The organism is Thiothrix nivea DSM 5205, from assembly GCF_000260135.1.
In the GTDB taxonomy this organism is placed as follows: Bacteria; Pseudomonadota; Gammaproteobacteria; order Thiotrichales; family Thiotrichaceae; genus Thiothrix; species Thiothrix nivea.
On the sequence record NZ_JH651384.1, the window covers coordinates 2,330,654 to 2,344,789 of the forward strand.

Annotated in this window: 16 protein-coding genes; 9 read left to right on the forward strand and 7 right to left on the reverse strand. The window is 58.6% G+C overall.

The window, feature by feature from the left end:
- The first annotated feature begins 10 nt into the window (after positions 1 to 10).
- From THINI_RS11720 to THINI_RS11730, 3 genes are read left to right on the forward strand one after another with little or no spacing between them, the layout of a single operon-like run.
- Positions 11 to 763, forward strand: coding sequence for a quinoprotein dehydrogenase-associated SoxYZ-like carrier (locus THINI_RS11720; RefSeq protein ID WP_002708790.1), 753 nt, complete (start codon positions 11 to 13; stop codon positions 761 to 763).
- A complete protein-coding gene (locus THINI_RS11725) occupies positions 760 to 1,695 on the forward strand; it encodes a quinoprotein relay system zinc metallohydrolase 1 (RefSeq protein WP_002708791.1) in 936 nt (311 codons plus the stop codon). Before THINI_RS11720 ends, THINI_RS11725 begins: the two co-directional genes overlap by 4 nt.
- On the forward strand, positions 1,692 to 2,258 hold the full coding sequence (locus tag THINI_RS11730; protein WP_002708792.1) for a rhodanese-like domain-containing protein: 567 nt from the start codon (positions 1,692 to 1,694) through the stop codon (positions 2,256 to 2,258). Before THINI_RS11725 ends, THINI_RS11730 begins: the two co-directional genes overlap by 4 nt.
- 3 nt (positions 2,259 to 2,261) lie before the next feature.
- Here THINI_RS11730 and THINI_RS11735 read toward each other — a convergent pair whose 3' ends face one another.
- The 7 genes from THINI_RS11735 to THINI_RS11765 all read right to left on the reverse strand — a co-directional run bounded on the left by THINI_RS11735 (position 2,262) and on the right by THINI_RS11765 (position 7,806).
- Positions 2,262 to 3,029: a hypothetical protein gene (locus tag THINI_RS11735; RefSeq protein WP_002708793.1), complete on the reverse strand. Its 768-nt coding sequence runs from the start codon at positions 3,027 to 3,029 to the stop codon at positions 2,262 to 2,264.
- A gap of 9 nt (positions 3,030 to 3,038) precedes the next feature.
- Positions 3,039 to 4,259 (reverse strand): ABC transporter substrate-binding protein, encoded by a 1,221-nt coding sequence (locus THINI_RS11740; RefSeq protein WP_002708794.1) that lies wholly within the window; start codon positions 4,257 to 4,259, stop codon positions 3,039 to 3,041.
- Between the two features lie 15 nt (positions 4,260 to 4,274).
- Positions 4,275 to 5,255 (reverse strand): PQQ-dependent catabolism-associated beta-propeller protein, encoded by a 981-nt coding sequence (locus THINI_RS11745; protein WP_002708795.1) that lies wholly within the window; start codon positions 5,253 to 5,255, stop codon positions 4,275 to 4,277.
- Between the two features lie 66 nt (positions 5,256 to 5,321).
- The gene (locus tag THINI_RS11750) at positions 5,322 to 6,029 is read right to left on the reverse strand and encodes a hypothetical protein (RefSeq protein WP_002708796.1); all 708 of its coding nucleotides are present in this window, start codon (positions 6,027 to 6,029) and stop codon (positions 5,322 to 5,324) included.
- Position 6,030: 1 nt separating this feature from the next.
- On the reverse strand, positions 6,031 to 6,549 hold the full coding sequence (locus THINI_RS11755) for a hypothetical protein (protein ID WP_002708797.1): 519 nt from the start codon (positions 6,547 to 6,549) through the stop codon (positions 6,031 to 6,033).
- Positions 6,546 to 7,154, reverse strand: coding sequence for a hypothetical protein (locus tag THINI_RS11760; RefSeq protein ID WP_002708798.1), 609 nt, complete (start codon positions 7,152 to 7,154; stop codon positions 6,546 to 6,548). The genes THINI_RS11755 and THINI_RS11760 overlap by 4 nt, the downstream gene beginning before the upstream one ends.
- On the reverse strand, positions 7,141 to 7,806 hold the full coding sequence (locus tag THINI_RS11765; RefSeq protein WP_002708799.1) for a MotA/TolQ/ExbB proton channel family protein: 666 nt from the start codon (positions 7,804 to 7,806) through the stop codon (positions 7,141 to 7,143). Before THINI_RS11765 ends, THINI_RS11760 begins: the two co-directional genes overlap by 14 nt.
- Positions 7,807 to 7,988: 182 nt before the next feature.
- On the opposite strand from THINI_RS11765, the gene THINI_RS11770 reads away from it, so the two are divergent.
- From THINI_RS11770 to THINI_RS11795, 6 genes are all read left to right on the forward strand, one after another.
- Positions 7,989 to 9,296: an ATP-binding protein gene (locus THINI_RS11770; RefSeq protein ID WP_002708800.1), complete on the forward strand. Its 1,308-nt coding sequence runs from the start codon at positions 7,989 to 7,991 to the stop codon at positions 9,294 to 9,296.
- 72 nt (positions 9,297 to 9,368) lie between these two features.
- The gene (locus THINI_RS11775; protein ID WP_002708801.1) at positions 9,369 to 10,172 is read left to right on the forward strand and encodes an ABC transporter permease; all 804 of its coding nucleotides are present in this window, start codon (positions 9,369 to 9,371) and stop codon (positions 10,170 to 10,172) included.
- A gap of 82 nt (positions 10,173 to 10,254) precedes the next feature.
- Positions 10,255 to 11,493: an ATP-binding protein gene (locus tag THINI_RS11780; protein WP_002708802.1), complete on the forward strand. Its 1,239-nt coding sequence runs from the start codon at positions 10,255 to 10,257 to the stop codon at positions 11,491 to 11,493.
- A 125-nt stretch (positions 11,494 to 11,618) separates the two neighbouring features.
- A complete protein-coding gene (locus THINI_RS11785) occupies positions 11,619 to 12,629 on the forward strand; it encodes an ABC transporter substrate-binding protein (RefSeq protein ID WP_002708803.1) in 1,011 nt (336 codons plus the stop codon).
- 2 nt (positions 12,630 to 12,631) lie between these two features.
- Positions 12,632 to 13,372 (forward strand): ABC transporter permease, encoded by a 741-nt coding sequence (locus THINI_RS11790; RefSeq protein WP_002708804.1) that lies wholly within the window; start codon positions 12,632 to 12,634, stop codon positions 13,370 to 13,372.
- A complete protein-coding gene (locus tag THINI_RS11795; protein ID WP_002708805.1) occupies positions 13,369 to 14,130 on the forward strand; it encodes an ABC transporter ATP-binding protein in 762 nt (253 codons plus the stop codon). Before THINI_RS11790 ends, THINI_RS11795 begins: the two co-directional genes overlap by 4 nt.
- Positions 14,131 to 14,136: the final 6 nt, after the last annotated feature.

The window sequence follows — 14,136 nt, forward strand, 5'->3', positions numbered from 1 at the left end:
GGAGGCTTCCATGCGTACAACCACTATGCTGACAGTATTGTTTTTTCTGTCTGCATTGGCGCAGGCAGGTGAGGGTGAATCTGACCCGTTGAAATCGCCGCATTGGGGAGAAATGCACGCCCGTTTCCTCAACGGTGAAAATTACCGGTTTGACGACAAGGTGCAAGTGTTGGCTCCTAATGCGGCAGAAGACTCGTTGAACGTCCCCGTCACCTTCGATGCCACTGCGTTGGAGGGGGTAGAGCAAGTCATCGTCATGGCCGACCTCAACCCGATTCCGGGCGTGCTGGAATTCATCCCCAAAGCCATTCCCGCGCGCCTGTCGTTCCGCATGAAACTGCAACAAGGCAGCCCGGTGCGGGCAGCGGCGAAAACGGTGGATGGCGTTTGGCATGTTGGCGGCGTGTGGGTGGATGCCTCGGGCGGTGGCTGCACCCTGCCCAGCGTCGGCACATCCAGCGGCGACTGGAGCAGCACCCTAGGGCATGTTTCCGCCAATGTTTGGCAACGCCCCGACAACAACCGCCTGCGTGTACGCGTGATGCATCCGATGGATACCGGGCTGGCTTCCGGCATCCCCACCTTCCACATCGAAGACCTGAGGGTGCTGGATGCAAACGGTGCAGTGCTGGCGGAAATGGCGCTGTACGAACCGGTCAGTGAAAACCCGATGCTGAGCCTCGACACTGGCCAGCACACCCGCTTCAAGCTGCAAGGGCATGACAACAACGGCAACCGGATTGAGGCGGAGGTGACGGAATGAGGAAAGCTATCCTTTGCCTGCTGCTCATGGTGTGTAGTGCCGCCCATGCCGACAGCTTCCAGTACCCGTTGGAACCACAGGCAGTTGCGCCAGATACCTATGTGCTGGAAGGCAAAACCGAAGATTTTTCGCGCACAAATGGCGGTTTCATCGTCAACACCGGCTACATCGTGACGGATAACGGCGTGGTGGTGATCGATAGTGGCCCTTCCAAACGCTTTGGCGAACAGCAACGTGCCCTGATTGAGGAAACGACCGGCAAGAAAGTTATCCGCCTCTACCTGACCCACCATCACCCGGATCATTTCCTCGGCAATCAGGCGTATGAAAATGTTCCCCGCTACGCCTTGCCCGCCAGCAAGCAGGGGATGCAGGCGGAAGGGGAAAACTTCACGTCCAACCTGTACCGTATGACCGGAGACTGGATGCGCGGCACCAGCGTCGTCCTGCCCGACAAGGAGGCGAAGGCTGGTACAGAAACCATCGGTGGCCATGAGCTGGAAACAATTGCGCTCAGTGGTCATACCCCCGGCGATCTGGCGTTGTTCGACCACACCACGGGCGTGCTGTTCAGTGGTGATTTGGTGTTCAACAACCGCGCTGCCACTACCCCGCACGCCGATATTGATGCCTGGCTCAAATCGCTGGAAAAGCTGCAATCTTTACCTTTCAAAGTCATCGTGCCGGGACATGGCAAGGTGGCTCAGGACAAAGTTCCGATTGAACAGACCCGCGACTACCTACAATGGCTGATGACTACCCTCAAGGAAGGTGCGGCCAATGGCCTCGATATGAACGAAGTCATGCAAACACCTATGCCAGAGCGTTTCAAAAGCGTCGCTTTGGCGCACAGCGAATTACAGCGTTCGGTGAGCCACCTATTCCCGACGCTGGAAACAGACAGTCTGAAACCGGCGAAACAGGCGGAATGAAGCGGAGCCTCCTCCCCGCATTCCTATGCCTCGGCTTGTCCGCCTGTCAACCGGCTTCAGACGCCCCCATCTGCGAACGCACCCCCGACATGCCACCGGGGCTAAAAATGGAGCATTACCGGGGGCCGACCCCGGCTTGCGTTCCCAACGCGGCCATGCTGGATGTGCCAGGTTTGCAGGCATTGCAGCGCAAGGAAAAACCCATCCTGATTGATGTATGGGCGATTTTGCTGCGCCGGGAAACAGGCTTCCCCAGCGTATGGCTCCCCAACGAGGAACACGACAGCCTGCCGGGCGCGGTGTGGCTGCCCAATGTCGGTTACGGCAAGCTAGAGCCGGACATCGAAACCTACCTGCAACACAACCTGCAACACCTGACTGGTGGCGACAAAAGTAAACCCCTGGTGTTTTTCTGCGTGGCCGATTGCTGGATGTCGTGGAACACGGCGCAGCGGGTGCGCGAATACGGCTACACCAAGGTGTACTGGTACAAGGATGGTACGGATGGGTGGGCGGAAGCGGGGTTGCCATTAAGCAAGGCAAACCCGGTTCCACTGGAATAGCATTTAGTCGAACTCGTAATTCAGGCGCAGCAAAGCACGATGCCCATCGGTATCGCCCACCCCAAACGCAACCGCCGCGCCCACATCCAGCCCCTTGGCCGGTTTCCAGAACACACCCGGCGTCACCCAGCTTTCTTCCTTACTCCAGTTGTATTCGCCAGTGAAAACCTGCCTGCCCACTGCCTGAAATGCTGCCAGATTGGCGAAGGACTCGTTGCCGCCTTCTCTGAACTCGCGCCCCAGTTGCAACGACGCCATGCTGTTGCTATCCAGATGGCGGGCAAATGTTATGCGCACTTCGTCCCCCGCTGCCGGATCATCGTCATCATCGGCAATGACAGCTTGATCCCCAGTGGCGAATTCGTGCTCGTAGCCCAGCGCAATGCTGTTGGGCGAGCCGCCGATGTTCATCCAGCTTTGCTGAAAACCCAGCGAGGTATTGCCTTGCCCGTCAAGGCTTTCCTCATCCTCTGCGTCGGGCTTGATGCGGATGTAGGGCGTATGTTCAAGCTCCACCTGGAAACTGTCGGTAATGCCGTATTCCAGCCCGGTGGTCAGTTCAGTGGCTTTGTGTTCAGCGTTTTTGCTGAAATCCACCCCGATCGAAACCTGCCATTCCCCTTTGTCCTGCGGGAAGACGGCATCAGACTGGAAGAAATCGTTCAGCGGTTGTGGTGTTTCCCCCGCCTCATCGTCATCCCCGGCGAAAGCTGCCGGAGTGGACAACGCGCAGGCGACCAAGGCCAGTGGCAAGGTACGGCGGTATGACATGGATGCTCCTTAAAACTTGCAATGACTGTCGCGCTCATCAAAACCGAGCGTGTCGAGGTTGTTGGTCTGGTGCAGGAAACCTTGCAGCGGCGCGCGTTCCACCACCCAGTTCTGGGTGGACAGCAGCAGCGGCTGGCGCAGCTGGTGATCCCACGGGCGGAAACTGCTGGCATTACCCTTGGCACCATCCAGCGTTGTGTCGGGCGCTATGAGGTAATCCCACACTTTGCCGAAATCGCTGCTGGCGGTTTGCTGTACCGCCGTGGCGATAGCCTTGACCGACATCCATGCGGCCCAGTCGACATCCGCCATGTGGCGACCGGCCTGTTTCCCGAAACGCTTTTCCACCTGCGGCGCGCCGTGGCGGCTCCACGCCCAGTTCCAGGCCAGCGCATTCAGGCCGCCAGAACCCACTACCGGGCGCGGCAACAGTGTTTGGTAAGGCGCATTGCGGGCAAATTCCCCGTCACTGTCAGCGATATACACCACGTCGTAATCGCCGCCGCTCAACAAGGCGATGTTGTTCTGGTCACGTTCACGCGGGTCGTTGCCGAGCACGAACGGGCGCGTGTCAGTGACTTCCAGCCCATAGCGTTTGGCGGAACGGGCGAAAGCGGCGCTCAGCAATTTGTCTGCGGGCGCTGGCCCTTCCAGCACCAGCACCGCCTTCCACTTGTGCGCAACCAAATATTGCACCAACCCGTCGGCTTGCATGGCGTGGTTGGGCAAGGTGTGGAAGACGTTGGACTGACACTGTTCCTGCCGCAGGCTGTCGTCAGGCGCGGAGATGTTGAAAAAGATCAGGTCTTTGCCCTTGAAGGCCGCCGCCACTTCACCCAACATCGGTGCGGCGAGGTCGGTCAGGATGAACTGCACGCCTTCCCCCTGTAAGGTTTCCACCTGTTTGATCAGGTCGGCGGGAGTTGCGCCTTCTGCTTTTTGCAGCGCGAAGCTGACGCCTGCGGGCTGGCCGTGGAACTTGCTATCCTTCAGCGCCATTTCCGCCCCGGCATAGGGGCGGCCTAGCGGCTGGCCGAGGAATTGCGCGGCCATGCGCTGCTTGTCGTAGCGCTTGTCGTCAGTTTGTTCCAGATAAGCAATGGTGAATGTTTTCAGTTCCTGAGTGGAAACAGACACCTGCACAGTGGATGCTGGGGAGGCATCATCCGCCCATGCAGGGCTGCAAGCGGTCAGGCAGAGCAACAAAGCGGCATGGAAGCTGCGGCGCATGGTTTGCCCTCCTGTTTAATCATCGACCACAATCATGTACGGCACACGCCCCACCGGTACGGATTTGATGACCTTGTGGTCGGCTGTCTGCACGATGGAGATGTCATCACTGAGGCCATTGGCGACGAACAGGGTGGATTCATCCCTGGTCAGCGCCACGTTCCAGGGTCGGTTGCCGACCAAGATATAGTCTTTGACTGCGCGGGAAGGCACATCGACCACCGCGACCCGGTTGGCGCGCCCCAAGGTGATGTAGGCGGTGTTGCCATCCCTGGTCATGGCCATCCCGACGGGGGTAATGTCTTCCTTGCGGAAACCTTCCGGCGCGAAGGTGATTGTTTCCTTCACCGTATTGGTGGCTACGTCGATGATGCTGGCGGAAGCGTCCAGTTCACTCGTGACCCACAGATCTTTGCCATCGGGTGCTAGTACCAAACGGCGCGGGCGTTCGCCGACCACGATGCTGGCTTTTAACTCATTGGTGGGAATATCGACCACATGCACGCTGTTGGCGGATTCGGAGGTGACGTAAGCGGTGTTGCCATCGGGGCTGACCAGCACGCCTTCCGGCTCGCCGCCGACCTCAACCGTTTGGGTTAGCTGCTGCTCGGCCAGATCGATCGTGCCCAACAGGCTGTCGTCTTCCAGCGAGATGTACAGGGTCTTGCCGTCGGGGCTAAGGTCGAAGGCTTCCGGGTCGTCAATGCCCTTGATCCGCTCTACGTCTTCCAGCTTGGCCACGTCGATGACGTCGACGCTCTCGCCATCGCCGCACGCCACGTACAGCAGGGAATGGTCAGGGCTGAACTGGATGTGGCGCGGGCGTTCAGCGGTTGGGATGTCCTTCACTTTTTCAAAGGTCTTGCCGTCCAGCACGGCAACGACATCATCGTCCTCGCTGCTGATGAAGATGTAGCCGGTATCTTTGCCGAAAACGGGGCTGGCGGCCAGCAGGCTGAACGCTAGCCAATACATGGCGGGGAGCTGGGGTTTCATGATCTCCTCCTTTCAATGAAACGCTTCGCGGCAAGATAGCGGTAAACGGGTTGGAAAAAGGTTGGGTTAATCGTCGAATTCCACCAGTTCCAGCGTCATCTTGCCGCCCTTGTACACATCCGTGTCCAGCGGCTCCTCGCGCTCCAGCCTGACCAGGCCGACGCCGGGGGCGTACCACTCGCGGGTGGTGACATGAACCTGCGAATCGCCCTTGCGCGGGTCGGCGTACAAGGTCAGTTCCGCCTGGCCTTCGACCAGCAGGCAGTGGCTGAAACGACCGGCGGGTACTTCCACCTGTTCATCTACCCCCACCAGCGTGTAGGTCATGGGAAAACGCAGCCCCGAGGCGTACAGGTTGTGCCCGCCCTCGTACACCCGCTCGATCAGGTAAGGCATGGTGACGGATGACCAGGTTTTGCCCTTCGATTGCGCGGCAGGCAGCGGCAACACCATACGCGGCGTTGGGTCTGGCTGGGGTTGCAGTTCAACTGCCGAGCGTTTGGCGATACGGTACAGGCCATCGGTCTGGCGGGCAATGTAGTAATCCGTGCCATCGCTGGTCTGGCGCACACTGGCAGTTGCGCCCTTGAAGGTTTGTTCGCCCAGATTGCGGATCAGCAGTCCACGGCTGGCGGAACGGTGCGGCTGCTCAATCCTGACCTGATATTCCCAGCGCAAACCTGCTTGCAGCGGGAAATGGTCATCGGCGGCGGGTTTGTGGCCGCAGGCGTACAACAGCGGCAGGCAGAGCAGGGTGAAGATAAGGCGTTGCATCTTACTTCTCCGGTAAGGCCGGGTCGGGCAGGTTGCTGAACTTGAGTTTGTCATGCACTTCGCCCAACTGCCGCACGTTGACGGGCGCGCCATCCCGTGCCGCCTTGTTACCCTCTTTCGTGCCAATCTGCACGTTGCCATTACGTTGGTTGCGCAGGGCATCTTCCAGCGCGGAATGCACCTCGCGGTCGTAGGGGAGTTCATACGCCCGTGGTTCATCCGCCGGTTTGTTGCCTTGCAGGCTGGAAGCCCACACGAATATCCGCCCGCTCGTGCCTGCTTCCTGATCCGGCTCCTCAATCACTGAAGCGTGCAGCAGGAACTTGTCCGGCAGCTCCACCCGGCTCGGCCAGCCCTGTACCTGTTTCCAGCCCTGATAGCTGACGAGGTAAAAACTGCCTGCCAGTACGATCAGCCCCAGCTTCAGCAGCCAGTGCAAGCGCCCGTGTGTCACCACCAGCACCAGCATCGCCAGCAGGAAAATGTAGGCCAACACCAGCAATGTCAGCATTTCGGTCATAGTTTTCCTCCCAGCACGATGGATTTTTGTAGGGTGTTGATGTGGGTAACTTTGCCGTTGGGGGCGATGGTGAAACGCACGGCGGTGCGTTCCTCGCCTGCGCGTTCCAGCGTGAGGGTGGCGTAGTGCAATACCTTCAGCACCGGGTTCACTTCCGCCACGTACACCGTGACCGGCACGGCGCGTAGGGTCTGGCTGCGGTAGTAATGCGCATTGACGGTGTATTCGCCGGGCGGGCGCCCGCGAATGGTGACGACTTCCTGATTGAGCGGGTTGATGATTTCCTTGCCGTCGATCAGTTGCATGTCGTTGACCAAACCACGGTCGTCGCGGTCGAGGTGCATCAGGCCATCCTGCGGGCGTTTGAACCATACCAGTTTGCCATCCGAGCCTTCCACCCAGGTGTCGATGTCGTCGGGGCTGTTGTCCGGCCAGCTGACCGTGACCATGAATTCGGCCTTGGGGTCTATGATGCCGCTTTTGGCTGGCGGGTGCATCAGCAACAAGGTAATGAGGAACAGGAAGGCAAACGTCAGCAGGGCATTGAACAGCAGGTCGGTAAACGGGTCGACATCGAAACTGCCCCGTCGTTTAAACAGCGCCATGCGTTACCCCGGCCAGCAGTTTGCTCTCGCTGGCGTGCACCGCCTCGACCACCAGTTTGTCAGCGGTGCGATCCAGCAGCAGGTATTGCAGCCCCAGTAACATGCTGCCGACCAACCCGATGATGGTGGTGTTGAGGGCAATTTTCATGCCCTGCGTCATTTGCTGCATCAGGGTTTGCACCTGCTCAATATCGAGCGATTCCAGACGCCCCATCGAACCCAGCATAATGACGAAGCCAACCACGGTTCCCAGCAGCCCCAGCTTGATCATCAACCCCGTGATGAACCAGCCGACCTGGTGCTGGCCGTGCAGTTGCTCGCTCAGCAGTTCCGCCATCAACTGCTTTTCGTGCACATTGGGGATGGCCCGCAATTCGCGCAGGTAACGGTTCATCAATACGCCATCATCCGCCCTTTTACCCTCTACCCAGGCATGTAGTGCATGGGTCTGGTACGACAGGAACAAGCTGCGGTAGCCGCAATGCAGGCAGCTCAGCAGGAACAGCAGCACCATCAGCGGCGACAGCCAGGTGTTGTCGGTGGCGAACATGAACCGCAATATGCCGTTGTCCCACAGCAACACCAGACCCACGGCCAGCAGACCGGCGAACCACAGCCAGTGCAGGCACAACAGCCAGGGGGTTTTGTTCATGTGCTTGCCCTCCCGCAGGGTGAATAACCAGCCGTAGGGGTGCACCCCTGTGTGCGCCCAATTTGGGCATATACCAGTTTCACCCAGCTGGGGTTGGCGAAAGGTTGGTGACTGATGCCCTGTCCATTCGCGCCCAATTAACGTAAGATTTATTACTGTAACAATTATTACGGTAATCAGAAATGAAGTTCTACAACCGTGACAGCGAACAACAGCAACTGCGTTTGTGGTCGCAACAGGCAGCGGAAGGCCAGTCCAGCCTGACCCTGATGGTCGGGCGGCGGCGTGTCGGCAAAACCGGCTTGCTGGCGCACACCTATCAGGATTCAGCACTCTATCTGTTCATTTCACGCAAATCTGAGCCACTGCTGTGCGAGGAATTCACCGAACAAATCCGCGCCCAGTTAAACCTGCCAATTTTTGGTCAGCCCCGCAGCTTGCGCGAGGTGCTGGAAATCCTGTTCCAATATGCGCAAAGCCAGCCGCTGACCCTCATTCTGGATGAATTCCAGGACATTGCGCGGGTGAATCCGGCGGTGTTTTCCGAACTGCAAAACCTGTGGGATCGGTACCGGGCGCGTTGCAAGCTGCACCTGATTTGCTGCGGCTCGCTGTATTCGCTGATGACCCGGCTGTTCCAGGACAGCAAGGAACCGCTGTTCGGGCGGGCTGATCACCGCATTAACCTGCAACCGCTCAAACCTGCCTACATTGCCGAGTTGTTGCGCGACAGCGGGCGTTACAGCGCGGCCAGCCTGCTGACGTGGTACACCATCAGCGGCGGCGTGCCCAAATACCTCGAATGGCTGGTGAACACCGACCCGCAGCAGAATCTGTGGGCAAGCCTGATCAACGAATTCAGCCTGGTGATTGAAGAAGGCCGTTACCGGCTGGCGGAAGAGTTTGGCGCGGAACAAAGCACCTATTTTTCCATCCTCGCCACCCTGGCCAGCGGCAAGACCAGCCGCAGCGAAATCGAGTCGGTGCTGGAAACCTCCATCGGCCCCTACCTGAAACGCCTGGAGGAAGATTTCGACATTATCCAGCGTATCACGCCCGTATTCGCCACGCCCAATAGCCGTCAGGTCAAATACCGCATACAGGATGCGTTCCTGAGCTTCTGGTTCCGCTTTATCTACCGTTACCGCAGCGCGGTGGAAATCGAAAACTTTGCCTTTATCTGTCAGGCAATCACGCGGGATTTCGCCACTTACAGCAGGACATGGCTGGAACAGCTGTTCCGCGCACAGCTCGCCGCCAGCGGTGAGTACAACCTGATCGGCAGTTATTGGGAGGCAGGCAATAAAAATGAAATCGACATCGTGGCGGTGAATGATTTCAGCAAAACCGCCCTGATTGCCGAGGTGAAACGCAACCCGGACAACCTGCGCCTCAGCCATCTCAAAACCAAGGCGCAACGGTTGGAACAGCGGCTTGCTGGCTACGACATCACCTTCTGTGGCTTTTCGCTGCACGATCTGGCGGTTTGAGGTTGGTAAAAGGTGGGTGGCGTAACCACGCCATTTCCAGTATCAAGTATGAAAACCATCGGGAGGAGGTTCATGGCCACACGGCATCTGCCCGCTTTGCTGGCGATCTGTCAGCGTGAAACCGTCAAATTCCTGCATCAGCGTGGACGCTTGCTGTCGGCACTGGTACGTCCGGCTTTGTGGCTGATCGTATTCGCCGCCGGTTTCCAGAACATTTTCGGCGTGTCGATCATCCCGCCTTACGACACCTACATCGAATATCAGGTCTACGTCGTGCCCGGCTTGTTGGGGATGGTGCTGCTGTTCAACGGGATGCAGTCTTCGCTGGCGATGGTGTATGACCGCGAAATGGGGCTGATGCGGCTGTTGCTGATTGCGCCGCAACCGCGCTGGTTTTTGCTGTTCAGCAAGCTGGTGGCGGGGACTGTGCTGTCGGTATTACAGGCTTACGCCTTCCTTGCCCTGTGCGCCGTATTCAAGGTCGATATTCCGTGGGCGGGCTGGCTGTACGCCTTGCCCGCGCTGGTGCTGGGCGGGTTAATGCTGGGCGCGTTGGGGCTGCTGTTGTCAGTTTCCATCCGCCAGCTGGAAAATTTCGCCGGGACGATGAATTTTGTCATTTTTCCCATGTTCTTTATTTCCACCGCCTTGTATCCATTATGGAAATTGCAGGAGTCGGGCGCGACCATCGTGCATCTGCTGGCGACCTACAACCCGTTCACGCATGTGGTGGAAATGACCCGTTTTGCCCTGTACGGCCAGTTCAACCTCCTCTCTTCGGTGGCCGTACTGGGCGCTTTAATTGTATTTTTCCTGCTGGCGGTGTGGGGGTATGACCCGCAGCGCGGGTTGGTGAGGAAGGCACGGCAGGCTTGATCGAATTCATTCCTGATTTTATACAACATGATTCCTGATTCTACGCTAAAATAATCCTGATCCTACGAAACAGGTATCCCGCATGGAAAACACGGTTCTGTACCCCAGGTTACTGGTTTCTCGCTTGCAGGAAGCATTGGCAGATACACCGGTGGTATTGGTCGCAGGCCCGAGGCAAGCAGGAAAAACCACGCTGGTTCGCCATCTGGCGAGCACCGGGATGCGCTATCTGACACTGGACGATAATCTGACACTGTTGGCGGCGCGGGAAGACCCGGTAGGTTTCATCCGCAACATTGAGCGTGGCGTGATTGATGAAATCCAGCGTGCGCCACAGTTGTTGCTGGCCATCAAAAAAAGCGTGGACGAAGACCGCCGACCGGGACGTTTCCTGCTGACAGGTTCGGCCAACCTGATGACTTTGCCGCTGGTGGCCGACTCCCTGGCGGGGCGCATGGAAACCTTGCCCTTGTACCCCTTTGCCCAATGCGAACGTCAGCATCAGGCGACTTTTTGGCTGGACGCCATTTTTGCTGGCAGGATTCCCGTCGCCTCTAAGCCCATCATCGGTGATGCCCTGGTCGAAACGGTTTTACAGGGCGGCTACCCCGAAGCACTTTCGCGCGCCTCCCCACGCCGCCGTCAGGCATGGCATCAACAATACCTTGACGCCCTTATCCAGCGTGATGTGCAGGAGATAGCCAGCATCGACAAACTGGGGCAGCTCCCCCTGTTCTTGCGGGCATTAGCGGAAATGACGGGGCAACTGTGCAACTACAGCCAATTGGGGGCGCAGATGAACATGGATGCCAAAACAGCCAACAAATACATGGGTATTTTTGAGCAGATGTACCTGCTGAAGCGCGTCCCGGTCTGGGCAGGCAACCGGCTCAAACGCGTCCTCAAGTCCCCCAAGCTACAATTTGTGGACTCCGGTTTGCTGGCTTCGCTACGCGGCCTGACCGGCGAGGCTTTCAAGCGCGACCGCACCTTGTTTGGCTCCTTGCTGGAAACGTTCGTGTATGCCGAACTGCTTAAGCACACCACATGGGCAGAAGATCATTATCAAATCCTCTACTACCGGGATGCAGACCAAAACGAGGTGGATTTCATTGTCGAAAACCGGGCGGGCGCGGTAGCAGCAATAGAAGTCAAAGCCTCCGCCACCCTGACGGCAAAGGATCTGCGCGGGCTGAAACGGTTTGCGTCCCTGGCTGGCGAATCCCTGCAAGCGGGGATAATCCTGTATGACGGGACAGAGACGCTACCAATGGGGGAAAAGCTGTGGGCAGTGCCTGTATCCAGTTTATGGGGTGGCTGATTTAATGGAACGCCCACGCTGGATGGCAAGGCCGCTGTAATCTTCAGGTTGGCAAAAGGTGGGTGGAATCCCGCCGTGCTTTCCGGTATCAAGACTGTATTCATGTCATCGGGGAGGAGGACATCATGCATCATTCATTACGCCCTTGGCTGATCCGTTGCGCCACCCTGCTAAGCCTGCTGGCCGGGCTGGTTTCGCCCGCATTTGCGCTGGAAAAAGTGCGCGTGGGCGTACTGGAATTCGGCACCGTCAATTGGGAGATGGATACCCTCAAGTACCACAAGCTGGACGAACAAAATGGCATCGAACTCGACATCATGCCGCTGGCTTCCGCCGATGCCTCCACCGTCGCGTTGCAAGGTGGCGCGGTCGACATCATCGTCTCCGACTGGGTGTGGGTCGCCCGGCAACGTGCCGCCGGGCAGGATTACACCCTGTTTCCCTACTCCAACGCAGTCGGCGCAGTGATGGTCAAACCCGACAGCGGTATCAAGACGCTGGCTGACCTGAAAGGCAAAAAGCTCGGCGTGGCGGGCGGGCCTAGCGACAAAAGTTGGCTGTTGCTGCGCGCCTACGCCAAACAAACAGCAGGGCTGGATTTGCAGGCGGAAGCCGAACCGCAATTCGCCGCGCCCCCGCTGCTCAACGAGCTGATGCAACGCGGCGACCTCGACGCTGTGCTGAATTTCTGGCATTACGCTGCCCGCCTGCAAGCCGCCGGGATGCAGCCATTCATCACCGTACCGGACGTGGTGAAAGGTTTGGGCATCGACAGCGAATTGCCCTTGGTCGGCTGGGTGTTCAGCGAGAAATGGGCGAACGGGCATCCCGACATTGTGAAAGGCTTCCTTAGCGCCGATTACGCCGCCAAGCAAATCCTCAAGGAGTCGGATACGGAATGGGAACGCCTGCGCCCGCGCATGAAGGCCGAAAGCGACACCATTTTCACCCAGTTGCGCGACGGCTTCCGCGCGGGTATCCCCATCTGTTTCGGCGATCGGGAAAAACAGGCTGCCGCTAACACATTCAAAATCCTGGCCGAAACCGGCGGGGAAACACTGCTGGGTACGGCCAAGCCGCCGCTGGATAACCAGGTGTTCTGGTCTGGCTTCGGCCTGCCCGCTTGCGCCGAGTGAGCATGAACCCACGCTACATACGCCCCGTTGTCCTGTGTGGTTTCGTGCTGCTATGGCAATTGGTGGCGTGGGCGCTCGACAGCCGCTATCTGCCCTCGCCGTTGGCAGTGCTGGCAACCCTCTGGCAACAACTGCGCAACGGTGAGTTACTGTTCCATCTGGGCGTTACCCTACTGCGGGTGCTGGTCAGTTTCACCCTGGCGATGCTGGCCGGGGTTGCGCTCGGCATTCTGATGGGCAGCCGCAAAACCTGGGATGCCTGGCTGGACGCGCTCTTGATCCTCGGCCTCAATATTCCTGCGCTGGTGGTCATTATCCTCTGCTACATCTGGCTGGGGCTGGGCGAAACGGCGGCGGTGCTGGCGGTGGCGCTCAACAAGATTCCCACCGTGGTGGTGACCGTGCGTGAAGGTGCGCGTGCCATCGACCATGAACTGCTGCAAGTGGCGCAAGTCTACCGCCTGTCGCGCTGGCAGACTTTCCGCAAGGTCTACCTACCGCAGCTTTACCCTTACCTGTTCGGCGCGGCGCGTAACGGGCTGGCGCTGATTTGGAAAATCGTGCTGGTGGTGGAACTGCTGGGGCGCAGCAACGGCGTCGGTTTCCAGTTGGGCAATTACTTCCACTTTTTCGACATCCAGGGGATTCTGGCTTACACGCTGGCGTTCGCGCTGATCGTACTGGCGCTGGAAGCCACCTTGCTACGCCCGCTGGAGCGGCATTTGAACGGGTGGCGCGCGTGAGTTTCCTAAGCGTCGATTTACAGCACAAGACCTACCCCAACGGTGTCTGCACGTTGCGCGACCTGCGTTTTCAGGCAGGCAAAGGGGAATTCATCGCGCTGGTCGGGCCATCGGGAACCGGTAAAAGTACCCTGCTCAACCTGATTGCCGGGTTGGACGCTGGCTTCGAGGGGAGGATCGATTACCCTGCGGATACGACCTTGAGCTTCATGTTTCAGGAACCGCGCCTGCTGCCGTGGTTAAACGTGGAAGACAACATCCGGCTGGTGCTGGATGCGCCTTCCCGTCAGGCGGATACGCAGCGCTGCGCCCGTATGGATGCACTGCTGGAACAACTGGGGCTGGCGGATTTCCGCGCCAGTTTTCCGGGGCAGCTGTCAGGCGGAATGAAGCGTCGCGCCGCATTGGTGCGGGCATTCGTCACCCAACCTGGCTTGTTGCTGATGGATGAACCGTTCCAATCCCTGGATGAACCGACCGCGCAAGGTTTGCGTCAGTTGCTGCTGCAATGGTGGGGGGAAACCCGCCCGACTGTACTGTTTGTGACCCATAGCCTCAACGAAGCGCTGTTGTTGGCGGATCGTATCCTGTTCCTGTCGGCGCGCCCCGCGCACATTATTCTGGATTATCCCGTACCGCTGGTGCGCCCGCGCCCGTTGGCGACCAGCCAGTTGCAACCCGTGCGAAATGAACTGCTGCAACAGCACCCGGAACTGCTTTCCGGCATCCCAACCTTTTACCAACCGGCTTGCCCCTAAGCTGTG